Origin of the sequence: Pseudovibrio axinellae (assembly GCF_900110875.1) — a bacterium.
Lineage (GTDB): Bacteria > Pseudomonadota > Alphaproteobacteria > Rhizobiales > Stappiaceae > Pseudovibrio > Pseudovibrio axinellae.
In genome coordinates this window covers 12,113-30,986 of the sequence record NZ_FOFM01000010.1, presented here as the reverse complement: position 1 = coordinate 30,986, position 18,874 = coordinate 12,113, and the positions used below count along the sequence as shown (strand labels likewise).

Below are 18,874 nucleotides of genomic sequence, written 5' to 3'. Positions count from 1 at the left end.
AACTAATTGGAAAAACACGCAATTATCACAGGTGGTGGGACCGGAGTTGGCGCAGAAATTGCTCGCCATCTTGCTGGCCTTGGAATTAACGTCACCATTACTGGGCGTAGACCAGAACCGCTGGAGCAGGTGGCAGCTGAAAACAACCGAATTCGTGCAGTTACAGCTGACGTGACGAATGAAGATTCCGTTGCTGATATGTTTCAACAAGCCGTTCAGCTGCACGGTCCGGTGAATATCGTGATTGCTAATGCTGGTGCAGCGGAGTCCGCGCCCTTTTCAAAGATTGATATGGACAGCTTCCAACGTATGCTCAACGTCAATCTGACAGGTACATTCCTTAGTTTTCAAAAGGGTTTGGAAGGCCTGAAAGGTAAAAACTATGGACGTTTGATCGCGATTGCATCTACGGCAGGGTTGCGCGGTTATACATATGTCTCTCACTACGCCGCGGCAAAGCATGGTGTGGTCGGGATGGTGCGCTCTCTTGCGTTGGAGCTTGCCAGCAAGCCCATTACGGTCAATGCGGTGTGCCCCGGTTTTACAGAAACACCGATGTTAAGGCGCTCGATTGAAAACATCATGCAAAAAACAGGGATGAGCGAAGAGCAGGCAAGCGCTGCACTGTTTAAAGATAATCCGCAACAGCGCTTTATTCAGCCAGATGAAATCGCTGCAACTGTTGCTTGGCTCATTAGTGATGGAGCCCGTTCAGTCACTGGACAGGCCGTTTCTGTATCAGGAGGTGAGACACAATAATGACCTCCCAGGAAGTGCTAATGGACCCGGAAACAACAGATGACAAGTCCCGTGTTCGCCTCTGGCTAAGGCTCCTTAGGGCCTCACGCGCGATTGAGGGCGAGCTTCGAGAGCGATTGCGTACAACGTTTAATGTGACGTTGCCGCGCTTTGATGTGATGGCAGCTCTTTATCGAGAGCCGGACGGCATGCTTATGTCTCAGCTCTCTAAGTACCTGATGGTATCAAATGGAAACGTCACGGGCTTAATTGATCGTTTGACCACAGATGGCTTGGTTCAGCGCACATTGCGTGACGGAGACCGAAGAACCTCCGTGGTGCTGCTTACAGAAGCTGGGCGTGAGAATTTTGAGATAATGGCTGCAAGCCATCGCGCGTGGGTAAATGAGTTACTCTCTCACTTTACCACGAAAGAGTCTGAAGTTCTTGCTGAGACCTTGAAGGTATTTGCGAGTGATTGGGAAGGGGAGGCCCGATAATGCTAACAACCTATAAAATGGCTGATTTGAAGCCAAATCACTTTCTTTGGCGCATGGAAGGCGATGTTGCGGTTATCAAACTTGACCGTCCAGATCGCAAAAATCCACTGACCTTTGAAAGCTATATCGAACTGCGTGATACATTCCGCAATCTTGCCTATGCTGATGACGTCAATGCTGTGGTCATTGCGCCTAACGAAGGCAATTATTGCTCCGGAGGGGATGTGCATGACATCATTGGTCCGCTTGTCTCAATGGACATGAAGGATCTCCTGAAGTTCACGCGCATGACAGGGGACTTGGTGAAAGCCATGATCAACTGCTCTAAGCCGATCATTTCAGCCGTTGATGGTATCAGCGTTGGGGCGGGTGCTATTATGGCAATGGCCTCTGATATGCGCCTTGCAACGCCGGAAGCAAAAACAGCATTTTTGTTTACGCGTGTCGGCCTTGCCGGCTGTGATATGGGCGCCTGTGCAATGCTGCCGCGTATCATTGGTCAAGGGCGCGCCGCCGAGCTTCTTTACACGGGTCGCTCCATGAGCGCTGAGGAAGGCTATAGCTGGGGCTACTTCAATGCGATGTCGACATCAGAAGAAATTGAATCTGCTGCGGTGACAATGGCTCAGCGCATTACAGCTGGGCCAAATTTTGCTCATGGGATCACCAAGACACAGCTGAACCAAGAATGGAACATGGGTCTGGATCAAGCGATCGAAGCAGAAGCTCAGGCACAGGCTATCTGTATGCAAACCAAAGATTTTGAGAGGGCATACAACGCATTTGTCGCTAAAGAAAAACCTGTGTTTGAGGGCGCATAAATGGCTGATACCACATTTCTAGACTGGCCATTTTTTGAAGACAAGCACCGCGAATTGCGCGATGCGATTGAAAGTTGGTGTTGCATCAACTTGCCTGCGGACCATTCCGACACAGATGCTGCTTGCATTAAACTGGTGAACGATCTTGGAGCTGCTGGCTTTTTGAAGTTATCAGCCGTTGATCCGTCTGATCCAAAGCCTTTGGATGTGCGCAGTCTTTGTATCATGCGAGAGACATTGGCACGCCATGACGGCCTAGGTGATTTCGCGTTTGCTATGCAAGGGTTGGGAACAGGCGCGATCAGTTTGTTCGGCAACTCCCAGCAGCAACAGTGGCTCAATAAGACAAGAGCTGGTGAAACGCTCTCAGCTTTTGCATTGACGGAGCCTAACTCTGGCTCAGATGTTGCCAATATTGAACTTTCCGCCATTCGTGATGGTGATGACTATGTTTTGAATGGCGAAAAAACCTGGATCTCGAACGGTGGCATTGCAGGTGTATATGTTGTGTTTGCCAGAACGGGTGAAGCAGCCGGTGCTAAAGGGATTAGTGCTTTCATCGTGCCTGCAGATACACCTGGGCTTACGGTGGAAGAACGGCTGGATGTGATGGCGCCACATCCACTGGCCCGGCTGGGGTTCAAACAGCTTCGTATTCCAGCATCAAACCGCATCGGTGAAGTTGGGCAGGGCTTCAAAATAGCGATGTCGGTGTTGGATGTGTTCCGCTGCACGGTGGGAGCAGCAGCTCTTGGGTTTGCACGTAGAGCACTTGAAGAAACCATTGCGCGCGCGACAACGCGCAAACTTGGTGATGGCGTACTTGCCGATATGCAAATGGTGCAGGGCCATATGGCTGAGATGGCGATTGACATTGATGCCTCTGCACTTCTGATCTACCGCGCTGCGTGGACGAAAGATATGGGAGCGGCACGTGTATCGCGTGAAGCGGCCATGGCTAAGCAGTTCGCAACTGATCAGGCACAGCAAATAATTGACAAGGCGGTTCAAATCCACGGGGGCGAAGGCGTCCGATCTGGCAATACCGTCGAAAAACTCTATCGTGAAATCAGAGCCCTTCGCATTTATGAAGGGGCCTCCGATGTTCAAAAGATCATAGTAGCAAGGCAATTGCTTTCTCAGGAGGAGAGAAATGCTGGGACCAAGCGCACACAGGGACACCTTCACAAGGGACAGGCTGCCGCCAGTTGATCAGCAGCCCGTCTTCCAGATGGAAGGCTTTGCGTATCCAGATTATATCAATGCTGCAGTAGAGCTCACCGACAAGATGGTGGAGCGCGGCTTTGGTGACAACATTGCTCTCATCGGCAATGGTCGAAAACGAACCTACAAAGAGCTTGCGGATTGGACGAACCGCATAGCACGTGCCTTACAAGAAGATTACGGGGTGGAGCCGGGTAACCGGGTTCTCATCCGCTCTGCCAATAACCCGGCCATGGTTGCTTGCTGGCTGGCAGCAACGAAGGCGGGTGCCGTGGTGGTGAACACGATGCCAATGCTGCGCGCCGTGGAACTGGGGCAAATTGTCGATAAAGCTGAAATCAAACTGGCTTTGTGCGACGTGCGCCTTATGGACGAAATGGAACTTTGCCGCGAGCAGAACGATCACCTCATGAGCGTCGTTAGCTTTGACGGCACGGCCAACTTTGCGGGGGAGTTGGATAAGATTGCATTGTCCAAACCAGTGCAGTTTGACGCTGTCAAAACGGGTCAGGATGATGTTTGTCTGCTCGGGTTTACGTCCGGTACAACTGGTCAACCCAAAGCGACAATGCACTTTCATAGGGATCTTTTGATTATAGCTGATGCCTATGCAAAAGAGGTTTTGAACGTTCAGCCATCAGATGTGTTTGTAGGCAGCCCGCCATTGGCCTTCACGTTTGGTCTTGGTGGTCTGGCGATCTTTCCTTTACGCTTTGGTGCAACTGCAACCCTTCTGGAAACAGCAGGACCAAAGCAACTAATTGAGATTATTGAGACTTACAAAGCTACTATCTCTTTTACTGCACCAACGGCATACCGTGCAATGATGGCGGCTATGGACGAAGGGGCTGATCTGTCATCTCTGCGTATCGCAGTTTCAGCGGGTGAAACTCTTCCAGCGCCAGTGTTTGAGCAATGGAAAAACAAAACTGGCGTCCCAATGCTGGATGGAATTGGTGCAACGGAAATGTTGCATATTTTCATCTCCAATCATCTGAATGATGCGATGCCAGCCACAACCGGGCGCCCGATTGCAGGTTATGCTGCAAAGGTGGTCGATGATGACATGAACGAGGTACCACGCGGCACAGTTGGGAAACTTGCTGTGAGAGGCCCGACAGGGTGTCGGTACATGGACGATGAACGCCAACAAAAATATGTGCGTGATGGGTGGAACTTGACGGGAGATGCCTTCTATCAAGATGAAAAAGGGTATTTCCATTTTGCAGCTCGCGCCGATGATATGATCGTAACATCCGGTTACAACGTTGCCGGACCTGAAGTGGAAGCTGCTCTTTTAAGTAGTCCTGAGGTGTCTGAATGTGCCGTTGTTGGCGTAGCTGACGAGGCAAGAGGGCAAATTGTAGAAGCGCATGTGGTGCTGGTGGAGGGCCACCCACATGACGTGGAGACAGTTAAACGTCTTCAGGACTATGTAAAATCCACTATAGCGCCTTATAAATATCCTCGTTCATTAAAACTGGTAGATTCTCTACCAAAGACCGCGACGGGTAAAATTCAAAGATTCCGCCTGAAGGAACAACCCATCACGGACCAATCAGGGGAACTTATATGAAAAAACTAGTTTCAGCAGGTATCGCTGCTCTTTTGTCTTGTACAGCAAGCGTAGCGTACGCCGACGTTAAAGTCGGCATGATCACCACCCTTTCGGGCGGTGGCTCCACACTTGGTATTGATGTACGGGACGGCTTTGAGCTTGCCCTTAAACAATCCGGCAATACTGAGATTGAACTTCTCATTGAAGATGACGCTCGTAAGCCAGATGTCGCCAAAAAACTGGCTGATAAGTTCATTCAAAAAGACAAGGTTGATATCCTGACAGGTATCATCTGGTCGAACCTTGCAATGGCGGTTGTTCCGGCAGCAACGCGCAAAGGCACGCTTTACGTCAGCCCAAATGCAGGCCCGTCTGCGCTTGCAGGCAAAGCTTGTCACGAGAACTACTACAACGTGGCTTGGCAAAACGATAACCTTCATGAGGCCATGGGCTCTCATGCTAATAAAGCTGGCTACAAGAAGACCTTTATTCTTGCTCCGAATTACCCAGCTGGCACGGATGCGCTCAAAGGCTTTCAGCGCATGTATGAAGGTGAGTTGGCTGGTGAGCTGTTTACAAAACTCGGGCAGGATGACTATGCCGCCGAAATCGCACAAATCCGTGCTTCTGGTGCAGACAGCGTGTTCTTTTTTCTGCCAGGAGGCATGGGCATTGCGTTCATGAAGCAGTACGCCCAATCTGGGTTGGATGTACCTGTTATGGGCCCTGCATTTTCGTTCTCGCAAGACATTTTGCCAGCTATTGGGGATGCAGCACTTGGCGTTGCAAACTCCTCTCAGTGGGGGAAAGATCTTGAAAGCGATGTAAATGCGAAATTCGTTGCGGGCTTTAAAGAAACATACGGCCGCCTGCCATCCCTTTACGCATCACAAGGGTATGATGCTGCGAACTTGATCTTGTCGGCGATGGCGAAAGCTGACGTGAGTGACAAAGATGCTTTCCGCGCAGCTCTGAAACAGGCAGACTTTGAATCCGTTCGCGGGGACTTCAAATTTGGCAATAACAATCACCCGATTCAAGACATCTATGTTCGTGAAGTGGTGAAGGAAGATGGCCAGATTACCAACAAAATCGTTGGTGTAGCCATTAAGGGCCATCAGGATGTATACGCTTCTAAGTGCCGTATGAAATAGTTCAAGTCTCTTAATTATAACGTTTAATCAGCGGTGGGAGTGTGATGCTTTCCTCCGCTGATCCCCTTAAGCGTATACTGTGCATGTGTTTTGGCAGGTGCACAACGATACGCATGAATTTAAAATATTAATGAAAAAGAAGCCTCGGGAATTTTAATAGATGACGGCAGCTTTGATTTTCGAACAGATAATAAATGGCCTGCAATTTGGCCTGACACTGTTTCTCATGGCAGCAGGCCTGACGCTGGTATTCGGCGTGATGGGCCTCATAAACCTCGCTCACGGCTCACTTTATATGGTTGGTGCCTTTTGTTGTGCTTGGGTAACTCAGCAGACTGGATCGTTCTGGTTAGGGCTTGGGGGAGGTGTGATTGGGGCTGCTGCTGCGGGGGCGTTGATTGAGGCGTTGGTCATCCGTCGGCTTTATGACCGTGATCACCTGGATCAAGTGTTAGCAACGTTTGCGCTTATTCTGATTTTTTCAGAAGGCACACGCATGGTCTTTGGTTCCATGCCGCTTTACCTGAATATTCCTAATGCGCTCACGGGAACGGTCGCGCTTCCAGGCGTTGAGGCATATCCACTCTACCGGCTCTTTATCATCTTGGCAGCGATCGCCGTGGCTCTGCTGCTTTACGCTTTGATCTCGAAGACCCGCCTTGGCATGCGCATTCGCGCTGGCGAAAGTGATCGCGAGATGATTGCAGCTTTGGGCGTTGATATTAAAACGCTTTATACAATCGTTTTTGCTCTGGGCGCAGCTATCGCAGGTCTATCTGGCGCGCTTGTTGGGGCTTTGAGGTCTGTGCAGGTTGGCATGGGAGAACCTGTTCTTATTCTGGCCTTTGTGGTTATCGTCATTGGCGGTATCGGATCCATAAAAGGGGCATTGATTGGCTCAATCCTGATTGGTCTGGTTGATACGCTCGGGCGCATATTCCTACCCGTAATTTTGAAATTCTTTATGGAAAATTCCAGTGCCAACAGTGTTGGAGCGGCTTTGTCCTCGATGCTCATTTACCTGATGATGGCCGGTATTTTGGCTGTAAAACCAAAGGGGCTTTTCAATGCAAGTAACTGATACAGCTCCAAAACCTGTTACAGGATTTAAGTTCAACCGTGAAGGTGCCACCAATGTGGCTGTTATGGCTGTTCTGTTGGCCTTGCCGCTGTGGGCCTCTTCTGTTGGTGAGGACTATTACGTCAATCTGGCGAGCCTTATCACGATCTTTGCGATCGCAGGCGTGGGCCTCAATTTTGCTATCGGGCAAGGTGGCATGGTCAGCTTTGGGCATGCGGCCTTCTTTGGTATTGGCGGGTATACAGCTGGCATTGCGGCCTTTCATAGTTTTGAAGAAACGCTCTTCATGTCCGTTCCATTTGCGATTTCTGGCACCAATCAGATGCTGATTATCTGGGTTGTTGCAATGGCGCTGTGTGGCCTTGCTGCGCTTGCCATTGGTGCCATTTCTCTGCGTACGGAAGGGGTGTACTTCATTATGATCACACTGGCGTTTGCCCAGATGATCTATTACTTCGCTATTTCATGGCCCACATATGGGGGTGAAGACGGGCTGTCGATTTACCTGCGAAATCAAATAGGTGCTGTCGACACAGACCATGCTCTGACGTTTTTTCTGATCTGTTTTGGCTTATTGCTCGCTGCAATCTTTGTGTCTGCCCGTTTGTCTGGCTCTCGTTTTGGAGCAGCCCTTGGCACTGCACGCATGAACGAAACCAGACTGGCAACATCAGGCATCAATCCTTTTCCGATCAAACTTACCGGTTTTATCATCTCCGCTATGATCACGGGGTTGGCTGGGGCGTTGTTTGCAGAGCTGAACGGCTTTGTCGGGCCTTCAATGCTGTCGTGGCACCGTTCAGGGGAGATCATGGTCTTTGTCATCCTTGGCGGTGTCGGGCGTTTGTATGGCCCTGTCATTGGCGCATCACTGTTCGTGTTGCTTGAGACTTATATCGGCGAATGGACAGAGCATTGGCAACTGTTGCTGGGGTTTGCGTTGCTTGGCGTTGTTTTGTTTGCACGTGGTGGCGTTATGGGATTGATTGCAGGGAGAGCGCGCCATGACTAAGCCGGTACTTCAAGTCAAAGGCCTGCACAAATCCTTTGGGGCTTTGCAGGCTACCAAGAATGTTAGTCTGGATCTGAAACCCAATGAGATTCATGCACTTATTGGACCCAATGGAGCGGGTAAATCGACCTTGATTGGTCAAATCGCGGGGTGGATTACACCTGATAGCGGCTCCATCATTCTTGATGGTGAGGACGTGACAGGAGAAACTGTGGCAAGCCGTTCGCAAAAGGGACTTGGGCGCAGTTTTCAGGTCTCTTCATTGGCTATGGAGGTGAGTGCTCGTCGCAATGTGATGCTTTCTGTTCAGGCCAGTCAGGGGTCCAGTTTTCGCTTCTGGGGGCAGATCAAATCTGATCGTGACCTGCGCGAGACAGCGGGGCACTGGCTTGTAAAAGTTGGTTTGAGTGGCCGCGAAGATGTTGCTGTTTCAGAGCTTTCTCATGGTGAGCGTCGTCAGGTGGAGGTTGCCTGTGCTTTGGCGTTGAAACCCAAAGCGCTGCTGCTGGATGAGCCGATGGCAGGCCTTGGCCCGACTGGTTCTGTGCAGCTTACTGAGTTTCTTGAGGAAATTCGTCCCGAAATCCCAATCTTGCTCATCGAACATGACATGGATGCCGTTTTTCGACTTGCTGATCGCATAACTGTTCTTGTTGGCGGTGCTGCTATCTTATCTGGCTCAGTTGACGAAATTCGAGCAAGTGCATTGGTGCGAGAAGCATATTTGGGAGAGGAAGCCTAATGCTGTTAAAAGTCAGAGGCTTAGAGGTTCATTATGGAGCTGCGCAGGCTCTCTTTGGTGTGGATCTTTCCATCAATGAGGGTGAAATGGTGGCAATGCTTGGGCGCAATGGCATGGGCAAATCCACTACGATCAGTTCCATATGTCAGATGATGACGCCAACAAAGGGAACAATTGAGTTTTGTGGTCAAACCCTTAACCGCATGTCCAGCCACAAAGCTGCCCGCCTTGGATTGGGGTTGGTTCCGGAAGGCCGCAGGTGCTTTCCAAATCTCTCCGTGCTGGAAAACTTAAGTGCTGCCGCGCGCAAAGGGCAATGGACTTTGGAGCGGGTGTATGCGCTGTTTCCGCGTCTTAAAGAGCGGAAAAACCAAAGTGCGAACACTTTATCTGGCGGTGAACAGCAGATGCTCGCCATCTCCAGAGCATTGATGACAAACCCGAAATTGCTGATCCTTGATGAAGCGACAGAAGGATTGGCGCCGGTGGTGCGTGGGGAGATCTGGCAAGCGATTGCGACCCTTAAAAAGGAAGGCCTGTCCATTCTTATCGTCGACAAAACGCTTAAGGAGCTTCTTCCGCTCGCTGATCAGGCTATCATCTTGGAAAAAGGCGAGTCAGTTTGGGCAGGGCAACCGTCAGCGCTGACAGAAGAAATGAAGGACAGATATCTTGGTCTTTGAACGCACGATGCCGGTGATCTTTCAGCACTGTGATCCGGCTGGAATTGTCTTCTATCCACGATACTTTGAGATGATCAATCAAGTTACAGAGGAATGGTTTGAGCACTCTTTGGACGCATCCTTTGTAGATATTCATATAAAACAAGGGGATGCCGTTCCCACCGCCAAGATAGAAACAGACTTTAAGAAGCCGAGCCAACTTGGCGATAAACTCTTATTCACTCTTTCAGTGACACAGCTGGGACGTTCCAGTGTTCATTTGCAGTTCAATGTTACTTGCAATGGCGAGCTGCGCCTAACGAGCCGCTCAGTGCTTGTTTACGTCAAAGGACAAGAAAAGAAACCTGCAAGCTGGCCACAGGCCATCAAAGAGAAAATGAGCGTTTTCTTGCAGGAAGAGGAAGCTTCATGACACAGCAAGCACTATTTAAATTCTTGCAACCAGAGGGGTGGAAGCCAGCCTCCGGCTATGCAAATGGCATCATGGCTGAAGGTATGCCGATCTTTTTAGGAGGCCAAATTGGCTGGAACGCCCAACAGGAATTTGAAAGCGACGACCTTGTCGACCAGATAAAACAAACTCTTGAAAACATTAGAACAATTTTGACTGCCGCGGGGGCTGAGCCACACCATGTCGTGCGTCTGACTTGGTATGTGACAGATAAAAAAGACTATACATCGCGCTTGCGTGAAGTCGGGCGGGCTTATCGCGCGGTCTTTGGAAAGCACTTTCCGTCCATGACAATGGTACAGGTTGCCGATCTGGTGGAAGAACGTGCGAAAGTGGAAATTGAAGCAACGGCAGTATTGCCAAGGGCAGGATAAAAACAATGCGGGATTGGGATGCGGCCTATCATAACTCTGGTGCGGTACCAAACGCAGGAGAGTTATTTGATCAATGGGTTGAACGCTCTAAGGCCTTTCGAGCGAGCTCCAAAAATCGGCTGGATATCGCTTATGGAAGCGGTGAGCGGGAGAAATTAGATCTCTTTTTTCCGAAGGAGACAGCTCCAAAGGGAGTTGTGTTGATTGTACATGGTGGTTACTGGAAGGCGTTCGATAAATCTTCTTTCAGCCATTTGGCAAAAGGGGCTGTTGAGATGGGATATGCTGTTGCTGTTCCGTCATATGATTTGTGCCCACATGCCAAAATATCCAATATTTCCAATCAGATGCAGGCTGCTCTTGAAGTCGTTGCTGAGATTGTAGAGGGGCCAATTTATCTGACGGGCCACTCCGCCGGTGGGCATCTTGTTGCGCGGTTAGGCTGCGAAAATCGCAATCTTCCGGATACGGTTGGCCAGCGGATAAAGCACATATTGGGCATTAGCGGTGTTTATGATTTGCGTCCAATTCGGCTTACCCAGATGAACGAAACACTCCAGATCGATGCTGAAGAGGCTCGCTTGGAGAGCCCGGTTCTGCATGATCCATTAGAAAATCTCGTCTTTACTGGCTGGGTTGGCGCGGACGAATTGACTGAATTCCGGCGTCAAAATGCTGCGCATTGTGCTGTTTGGGAAGGGTTTGAAACCAAAATTGCGGCCTATGAAGACCCTGGCAAAAACCATTTTACGGTGGTTGAAGGACTGGAAGTAGCTCATAGTCCTATCCTCACAACACTGTTTAATACATAGACTTAAGCCACTGACATCTATCACATATAACGGTTTGAGTTGCTTTTGCGCTGGTTTGCGTTTTTTAGGTTATAGCTGCGTTTTTTTGAGCGGACTTGCCACCGTATTCTTGACCTATTGGACAACCCATTCACCAAATGGAGAATTGTGGGCTTAGCCCTTGCCACTCTAGAGTTAGTCAACGCTACGGTCAGCAGGTCATCCTGCTGCACCGTGTTTGGATAAGGTGTATGGGAGGTGCATGTGTCTGCAGCACAAAAATCAGGACCATTGGTCGGGTTACAAGTGGTAGAGATGACTGGTTTAGGTCCTGCGCCTATGGCTGGTCAGTTGCTAGCAGACCTGGGCGCGCATGTCACAGTGATTGACAAGCGAGCAGGTGAGCGGATTGACAAGGATGTCAATCGTAGAGGCAAAAAGTCAATCGCCTTGAATATGAAGAATGAGGAGGCTGTGAAGGTCTTCTTCTCGCTGATCACGAACGCGGATATTTTACTTGAGGGCTTTCGCCCTGGGGTTATGGAGCGCCTTGGGCTTGGGCCTGATGTCTGCCTCCAGAAAAACCCTCGGCTGATTTATGGACGTATGACAGGTTGGGGGCAGGAGGGTCCTCTCTCGCATTGCGCAGGCCATGACCTGAACTACCTTGCCATGACCGGGATGTTGCACGCCATTGGTGAAGCCGGGCGTGCGCCGGTACCGCCGCTCAACATTGCAGCGGACTATGGCGGTGGGTCTATGTTCCTGCTTCTAGGGGTGCTTTCAGCGTTGTTTGAGCGCTCACAAAGCGGCAAAGGGCAGGTGATTGACGCGGCTATGGTTGACGGTGTTCCAGCTATGCTGGGGTTGATCTACTCTATGCTTGGCAGCGGTTTGTGGCAGGACAAACGCCAGGACAACCTGCTCGATGGCGGCGCTCCGTTTTATCGCTGCTATGAGACGTCTGACGGGCGCTATCTTTCTGTAGGGGCACTGGAACCTCAGTTCTTTGCGCTTCTGCTGGAGGGGCTCTGCTTGCCCGCAGAGTTTTCCAGAAAGCAGATGAACAGGCAGGAGTGGCCCGCTCTGGAAGAGGCCATAGGCAATGCAATTAAGGCCAAAACTCTAGACCACTGGAGTGCAGTGTTTGTGGGGACGGATGCATGTGTTGCGCCCGTTTTGTCCATTGAAGAGGCAAATGCTGCTGCGCTTAACACTGAACGTGGCAACCGGATCCGGCTTAACGGCATCACACAGGCAGCGCCTGCTCCACGGTTTAGCCGCAGCCAACCAGATACGCCGTCACCAGCAAATCGCACCGGAGAGCATAATTCACAAGTTTTACAAGAGCTTGGATTTACGCTCGACGATATCAAACATATGCAGGAGAAGCAGGTTTTGGCATAAACAGCAGTATTTAGCGATGGAGAACACAAAAACAGTGGAGTGCGAGTAGCACTCCCTGCAATGGTAAAAGTGTCTCGCGCTAAACCCTTCAGAACATTCCGTGAATGAGAACGACTGATCGAATCACCTAGGGTTACTCTATTGGAGTTCCTGCGAAAAGGTGCACGCGAGAATGTTAGTAACAGACGCATTTGTACTGCTATTTCTCATTACCCAGAGCCTTTTTCTTGTCGCATCTTACGTCTTTGCTGTTTCAGGCGCAGACGACCTATTTGTCGATACGCTCTATTACTTTTTTGTTGCTTGGTATCGCGGGCCGATGGCCGGGATAACGGAAGAAGCTATCTTTGAAGAAGCTGGCGAGCCAGACCCAAAACCACTTGCCATCATGATGCCGGCTTGGGATGAGGCCGAAATTCTTTACCCAGCTGTTACAGATATTATGTCTCAGCTGGATTACCCCAACTACTGGGTCTTTATCGGCGTTTACCCCAATGACGAAGCAACAGTTCAAGCCGCCAATAAGCTTGCTGCGGAACATGACAACCTGCGTGTCGTCGTCACCCAAGATGAAGGGCCAACCTGTAAAGCAGATTGTGTGAACACAATTCTTGCTGCGATCGAAACGTTTGAACACGAACAAGATATCTCTTTTGCTGGTTTTGTGATGCAAGACGCGGAGGATATTCTCAATCCCAATGCGCTGCGCGTTTTCAATGCCAGCCTTGAGCTGGCCGATGTGGTTCAGCTTCCCGTACTGTCGTTACCCAGAAGGGGCCTTCAGTTCACGGCTGGCCATTACATGGATGAATTTGCTGAGTTCCACTCCAAGGAAGTGCTTGTACGAGGCGCTTTGACCGGGACAGTGCCTGGCGCGGGCGTGGGGACTTGTTATTCCAGAAAAACACTAGAAACCGCAAAATCCATTTGTGAAGTGGATGAAAACGGTATTCATGAGATCTTTAATACGGGTTCATTGACCGAAGATTATGATCTGGCCATGCGGCTTGCAGGCAAGGGGCTCACACATCGCCTGCTCTGGGTCCATCCATCCAAGAAGAATGAATACACCAGCTTTGCTGTCACGCAAGAGCTGTTTCCCTCCAGGTACTGGCGCAGTGTGCGCCAGAAGACGCGCTGGACGATCGGCATTGCGTTTCAAGGCTGGGCGCAATTAGGTTGGAAGGGAAAAATCGCTGATAAATACTTCTATTGGCGCGACAGAAAAATGGTTTTCTTTAGCCACGCCATCGTTATCGGCTACATCGCATTGATCTTTTACTGGGGTCTTAGTCTTTACCAGCGCCTTGCTCCTGATGCCTACAATTTGCCTCCTTTGCTGCCTGAGAACAGTCCGTTTTGGTATGTTATCTGGTTCAACCTAATCCTTATCCTTCACCGACTTATTCAGCGTCATATCTGGACCGGATATCATTATGGATTTCGGGCGTTACTTCCAGTCACTGTGCGCTACTTCGTCTCCATCACAATCAATTATTTCGCCATGATACGAGCGAGTAAAACCTGGATCAGGCACCTGATTACCGGCGATGTCATCGGTTGGGATAAAACCGCGCATGACTATCCGCATAACAACAGTTCGCCATCCAAAACTGGAAAGAATGATCCGCACCAATGACCCCGTTTCGCAAATCCCATGAAGCTAGAAAGCAGGCCAATGGAAGGTCTGCCTTTCATCTCCTATGGATTGGCATTTTTGTGCTGGGTCTTGCCATTCCAACGCTTTCGCAAAACCCTGCTGACTCTTACACGGCCTCCCAGAAAGATGCCTATTACGCCAGCTTATTGAAAGACAAGCAGGACAGTCGGTCTTTTTTAAATAAAACATGGCGTGACTACCGCTCTTATCCATTGTTGGATCTGGCTTATCGTCTGTTGGCGGAAGGCAGGAATGAAGAGGCTTTATCGACATTAGATGAGTTGCTGCAAGGGGATCCGGATCACTTGGTCGCACGTTGGCAAAAAATTCAGTTACTGATTTCGCTTAACCGGCCTGTTACAGCCGTTGAGCAACTCAAGACCTTGCAATCGCAAGCTCCTGCTTTCAGCCGCGGTTATCTCACGCTCGCTCAGTTGTATACTCAGGCTGGCGAGTATATGCAGGCAGCAAAAAACTTCAGACAGGCACTGGAAACCGGAAAGCTCCTGGAAATTGATCGGGAGCAGGCGCTTGAAGGTACCGCTGAGGTCGCCATAAAGCTTGGGCGGACACAGGATGCGTTGCAGGCGCTCAATATTCTCATTGAATCAGGCGCTGGAACACCGCGCCACCGGCTCGTACGTGCTGACTTGCTGCGGAACCTCAACCAGTTGGATGAAGCACGCCAAGAATGGCAAGAGCTCTCAAAACTTGAAAACGCACCTCAGACCCAACGAACAGCCATATTAAATGAGGCGTTCCTCCTGCTCAATCAAGGATTGGATGAGGAGGCTTATCAGCTTCTCATGGGAGCTGAAAGGAAGGGCTTGTTCACTGGTCGGCTGGCGACGGCTTTGGAGCAGCACACATTTGCAAGGGCCTTATCTGCCAGCGCTCTCAATTCCGGTCATTTGCCTGAGCTTTTGGACTTTCTGCAAGCTGGCAAGATTGAGCTGCTGGGTCTATCCTCTCGCGTTCAGTTGGCTTATGCGCTTGTGAAGCAAGGTTCCAGTGCCGAGGCGGAAATGGCGCTCCTTACGCCAGAAGGTAAGATTCTTAGTACCAAAGCCTCTGGTCGCGAAGAGATTGCCAATTACTATCTTGCACTTGCCGATATTTCCATTCGTGCTGGTGACGATGCCAGAGCGCTTGAAGCAGCACGGTTGCTTATCGAACTTACAAGAAGCCCGGAATATGGTCTTCGTTTAAGCAAGCTGGCCCTTAATAATGGTTGGGACACGGCTGCAGTTGGCATCCTTGTTGAGCTCAGATCCCTCGTGAATGAAGCTGAGCGCCTAAAAGCCCCGGAGGCTTGGGCTCAGATGCTCCAATCACTTGCTGATCTTGCGCGGCGGGCAGGGGATTTGGACCTTGCCAATGAAGTGCTGAAAGAAGCTGGCGTGCTGATACCCAATTGGCGCATTACTGCCAAAAGGGGGCAGATCGCCCTGCTTTCCAACGACAATCAGGCTGCTGTTGCTCTATTGGTGGATGCTTTAAACCAAGCGACCAAAGCGCGTGCAACTGATCAGTTCAGCGATGACGATACAAAAGCCTATACACGGCTTTTATTTGATCTTGCGGCTGTTTCGGCGGCCAACGAGGATTGGGAGGATGCGTTAAAATACCTGGTTGCAGACTGGGATGTTCAACCGGAACCGACACTGGTTGTACCAGCCTACCTGATGCTTCGTGAAAGCACATCAAAGAATGTAACGCCTGACATGTGGTTGGACTACGTCTCAAATTACGCCAGTTCAAACAATCTATCTGATGAGAGTAAGAGCAAGTATGCAGCCGCTTTTCTTTCATTGGCGCGCATTTTAAAAGCCAGTGGAGAAACCAACGAGGCATCACGGGTTTATAGTAGGGCTTTACAACTGGATTCACAGCCGGAAACACGCCTTGAATCAGCTTATCTTGCATTGGAACTAAAACAACCCGGCGATGCGCTGGTTCTTGTTGAGAGTCTGGATGAGACCGATCAAACAGTAGCGATCAAATGTGAGGCCTATCGTGCATTGAGGCGTGATGGGGAAGCTTTGAGCTGTGCGCTGCAAGATGTCCACAAACACCCCAACGATCACGTCAGGCGACTTACGTTGGCTGGGATCTATCAAAACCTTGGCGAGAAAAGAAAAGCACACGAACAGCTTGAGAAAGCCTACGAGCTAAGCCCCAGTGCTTCAGCGGCTAGCCAGCTTGGTTTTCTTAGTCAGGAAATGGGTGACCATGCAGCAGCGCAAAGATGGTTCAGCGAAAGCTTTGAAAAATACAACGACCAGAGCGCTGGTATGGCTCTTCTTTACATCAACTTGAAACAAATGAGGTTTGGCGAGGCGCAGCGCATTTTGGTGCGTCTTACCCCAGCATCATTAACGCGCATGCAAATGGCCCGTTACTATGCCGCCCGTGCGCAGATTACACTGCATAACGACAACCAGAGCCCAGAGTCTCTTGAGCAGGCCTTATCAGACTTGCGCAGGGCACGCGCCATTGAAACAACGGAGGACATTCGTTTTTCTGTTGTGCAGGTCCTTTTCCAACTCGGCCGACTTGAGGAGGCCGAAGCTGAATATCAAAGCCTTCCACCTCGTGACAAACAAAACCCTGCCACGCTGGCTTTGGGTGCGTATCTTGCACGCGCGCTGGATGACGATGATCTGGCTATCATTCGCTTTGAAGCTTCGCTGGAATATCAGCCTGACCAGCCGGACGTTCAGGAGGACCTTGCCTACACTTATATGGCGGTGTTCGAAAACAAGAAGGCAGCTGCATTGTTTCGCCAGCGTATTGAGGCTTTGAACCAAGAGCAGATCGATATTTATGAGCGCGACAAGCTGGAACGTTTCAGGCGTCAGCTTCGGATTTTGGAGATCCCGTTCAGTTTCCTTATTTTTGACGGCATAAGCCCTTCACGACAGGACGAACAGGATATTACGGGAGCCATATTGGGTATTCCATCCAGCAGCCCCTTTGGTACAGTTGAAGTGGCCTGGCGGCCACCCGTCATCGGTTATCAAAATGGCCGTACCTTTGAAGTCATTGCCCGCGCGCAGTGGCTCAATGATCGTTACAGTTTCAGGCCTAATCCCGATACATTCCAATCCATTGTTGGCTTACGCTTCAAACCCTTTATGACCCAGAATTTAAAGTTGGGGCTGGAGCGTTTCTTTGAAGGCGGTGAACTCACAGAAGATAACTGGCTGGGCAGGGTGCTCTGGTCCTTTACCACCGGACATGACTTTCTTCCGCTTTACGATTATGAAACCGGGGAGCCAATTGAAAAAGAACCTTACCTCCATCTCTATCTTGAAACTGGGCGTTTCTTTGAAAACGAAAAGACAATTTTGTTTTATGGCGATGGGCGGCTTGGTTACACTTTTAGGCTTGATCCTAACCTGCTTTTCTCAACTTTTGCGTATTCTATTGGCAGCGGAAACTGGAACTCCCTTATCAGCGCTGTTTCCATCGAAGCAGGGCTGGGAGCATCTTTCAAGTGGAAGACTTTGTACACCGAAACCTATGGTGACATTCTTTTTCTTGAGTTGTTTGGGCGTGTAGGACACGAAGTACTGAACACCGATGACAGTCAAACCAGTCGTATCCTTCTCGGACTTCAAGCAAACTTCTAAAGCGTTGCTCTTAGGAGTGGCTTTCCTTGTAACTTTACCTTTCCTATCAATGGATAAAGCTCAAGCACGCTATGACTTCGGCGAGAAGGAATGTATTCCTATACACATGAGCTTCCTTCAGCCGTGGGGTGATGAATATTTTCCTAATCTACGACTATGGAGGAGTGAATTCCTTTCACATCAAAGGCTTGGTGTTGATGAGGTTGTCCTGCAGTGGACTATGTGGGGCGCTGATTTAAACAAAGAAATCACGTTACCGGTGTGGGTAGAGGCCGCGATTATGGGAGCAGACCAAGCCGGCGCCAAGATTTGGTTCGGGCTGCGCTATGATCCTTCTCTTATTGAGAACCTTAAAAACAAAGGGCAGCCATATCTCGATGCGCGTCTTCATGAGACCAAACAGATTGCAACGGCGCTCAAGTCTCAGATGAGCTACGCTGCAAATCCTAGTGAGGTATTTGCAGGCTGGTACATTTCAGATGAGATTGACGCTGCGCTTTTGCAGGATAACAAGCTTCGAAAGCTGTTGACGCAGTATATGCTGGAAACGCAGGCCATACTCAATCGTATTCTTCCAGGGCCGGTCTCGATTTCGGGGTATACGAACTCTACCCATGAACCCAAGAAGTTGGCACGTCTTTGGGACACACTTTTAGATAATACGCTCGTGGATGTTCTACTTCTCCAAGATGGTCTTGGGGCGAAGCTTATGGAGCCTTATTCCAGTCGCAAATTACAGCGTGCCATAAGTGCACAATTCAAGCAACACGGCCATACGGTCATTCCTGTTGTGGAGATTTTTGAGATTGATCCACGCAAACCTGACTTTAGAACAATGCCAACCACTGTAGGCACCATGAAACGCAGACTGGATAACGCTCGATTCGACCCCAATCAGCCGGTCGCCTTATTCTCGCTCTCCAGCCATATCCTGAAATACGACAATAAACACAGTCGTGATATTGAAGAATTCTTAAGTAAAAATGCTAAGACCTGCGGTAGGTCGATCTTCAGGACCGCTGTGACCGCAACACAATAACCTT

17 protein-coding genes are annotated in these 18,874 nt (G+C 50.0%); all 17 read left to right on the top strand.

Annotation, left to right across the window (positions count from 1 at the left end; translation table 11 throughout):
* Window positions 1-6 precede the first annotated feature (6 nt).
* The 17 genes from BMZ51_RS18175 (at window position 7) to BMZ51_RS18095 (ending at window position 18,870) form a co-directional block, all read left to right on the top strand.
* Window positions 7-759, top strand: a complete 753-nt coding sequence (locus BMZ51_RS18175; RefSeq protein ID WP_068007571.1) for an SDR family NAD(P)-dependent oxidoreductase — start codon at window positions 7-9, stop codon at window positions 757-759.
* The gene (locus tag BMZ51_RS18170; RefSeq protein WP_068007574.1) at window positions 759-1,238 is read left to right on the top strand and encodes a MarR family winged helix-turn-helix transcriptional regulator; all 480 of its coding nucleotides are present in this window, start codon (window positions 759-761) and stop codon (window positions 1,236-1,238) included. The genes BMZ51_RS18175 and BMZ51_RS18170 overlap by 1 nt, the downstream gene beginning before the upstream one ends.
* A complete protein-coding gene (locus BMZ51_RS18165; RefSeq protein ID WP_082825656.1) occupies window positions 1,238-2,059 on the top strand; it encodes an enoyl-CoA hydratase family protein in 822 nt (273 codons plus the stop codon). Before BMZ51_RS18170 ends, BMZ51_RS18165 begins: the two co-directional genes overlap by 1 nt.
* Window positions 2,060-3,271, top strand: a complete 1,212-nt coding sequence (locus BMZ51_RS18160; protein WP_068007576.1) for an acyl-CoA dehydrogenase family protein — start codon at window positions 2,060-2,062, stop codon at window positions 3,269-3,271.
* Complete coding sequence (locus tag BMZ51_RS18155; protein ID WP_175485046.1) at window positions 3,213-4,859, top strand: AMP-binding protein; 1,647 nt, start codon at window positions 3,213-3,215, stop codon at window positions 4,857-4,859. The genes BMZ51_RS18160 and BMZ51_RS18155 overlap by 59 nt, the downstream gene beginning before the upstream one ends.
* Window positions 4,856-5,995, top strand: coding sequence for an ABC transporter substrate-binding protein (locus BMZ51_RS18150; protein WP_068007579.1), 1,140 nt, complete (start codon window positions 4,856-4,858; stop codon window positions 5,993-5,995). The genes BMZ51_RS18155 and BMZ51_RS18150 overlap by 4 nt, the downstream gene beginning before the upstream one ends.
* Window positions 5,996-6,155: 160 nt before the next feature.
* Complete coding sequence (locus BMZ51_RS18145) at window positions 6,156-7,076, top strand: branched-chain amino acid ABC transporter permease (RefSeq protein ID WP_068007580.1); 921 nt, start codon at window positions 6,156-6,158, stop codon at window positions 7,074-7,076.
* The gene (locus tag BMZ51_RS18140; RefSeq protein WP_068007583.1) at window positions 7,063-8,088 is read left to right on the top strand and encodes a branched-chain amino acid ABC transporter permease; all 1,026 of its coding nucleotides are present in this window, start codon (window positions 7,063-7,065) and stop codon (window positions 8,086-8,088) included. The genes BMZ51_RS18145 and BMZ51_RS18140 overlap by 14 nt, the downstream gene beginning before the upstream one ends.
* A complete protein-coding gene (locus BMZ51_RS18135; protein WP_068007586.1) occupies window positions 8,081-8,830 on the top strand; it encodes an ABC transporter ATP-binding protein in 750 nt (249 codons plus the stop codon). Before BMZ51_RS18140 ends, BMZ51_RS18135 begins: the two co-directional genes overlap by 8 nt.
* Entirely contained in the window at window positions 8,830-9,513 is a 684-nt protein-coding gene (locus tag BMZ51_RS18130; RefSeq protein WP_068007589.1) for an ABC transporter ATP-binding protein, read from the top strand. The genes BMZ51_RS18135 and BMZ51_RS18130 overlap by 1 nt, the downstream gene beginning before the upstream one ends.
* Window positions 9,503-9,925: an acyl-CoA thioesterase gene (locus BMZ51_RS18125; protein WP_208979570.1), complete on the top strand. Its 423-nt coding sequence runs from the start codon at window positions 9,503-9,505 to the stop codon at window positions 9,923-9,925. The genes BMZ51_RS18130 and BMZ51_RS18125 overlap by 11 nt, the downstream gene beginning before the upstream one ends.
* Window positions 9,922-10,338 carry a RidA family protein gene (locus BMZ51_RS18120; RefSeq protein WP_068007592.1) on the top strand — a complete coding sequence of 139 codons (417 nt, stop codon included), beginning with the start codon at window positions 9,922-9,924 and terminating at the stop codon, window positions 10,336-10,338. Before BMZ51_RS18125 ends, BMZ51_RS18120 begins: the two co-directional genes overlap by 4 nt.
* 5 nt (window positions 10,339-10,343) lie before the next feature.
* Complete coding sequence (locus BMZ51_RS18115) at window positions 10,344-11,150, top strand: alpha/beta hydrolase (protein ID WP_068007595.1); 807 nt, start codon at window positions 10,344-10,346, stop codon at window positions 11,148-11,150.
* A 243-nt stretch (window positions 11,151-11,393) separates the two neighbouring features.
* Window positions 11,394-12,536 carry a CaiB/BaiF CoA transferase family protein gene (locus BMZ51_RS18110; protein ID WP_074882225.1) on the top strand — a complete coding sequence of 381 codons (1,143 nt, stop codon included), beginning with the start codon at window positions 11,394-11,396 and terminating at the stop codon, window positions 12,534-12,536.
* A gap of 172 nt (window positions 12,537-12,708) precedes the next feature.
* Window positions 12,709-14,175, top strand: coding sequence for a glycosyltransferase (locus BMZ51_RS18105; protein ID WP_068007600.1), 1,467 nt, complete (start codon window positions 12,709-12,711; stop codon window positions 14,173-14,175).
* A complete protein-coding gene (locus BMZ51_RS18100) occupies window positions 14,172-17,831 on the top strand; it encodes a tetratricopeptide repeat protein (RefSeq protein ID WP_082825657.1) in 3,660 nt (1,219 codons plus the stop codon). The genes BMZ51_RS18105 and BMZ51_RS18100 overlap by 4 nt, the downstream gene beginning before the upstream one ends.
* The gene (locus BMZ51_RS18095) at window positions 17,782-18,870 is read left to right on the top strand and encodes a DUF4434 domain-containing protein (protein ID WP_208979569.1); all 1,089 of its coding nucleotides are present in this window, start codon (window positions 17,782-17,784) and stop codon (window positions 18,868-18,870) included. The genes BMZ51_RS18100 and BMZ51_RS18095 overlap by 50 nt, the downstream gene beginning before the upstream one ends.
* Window positions 18,871-18,874 lie beyond the last annotated feature (4 nt).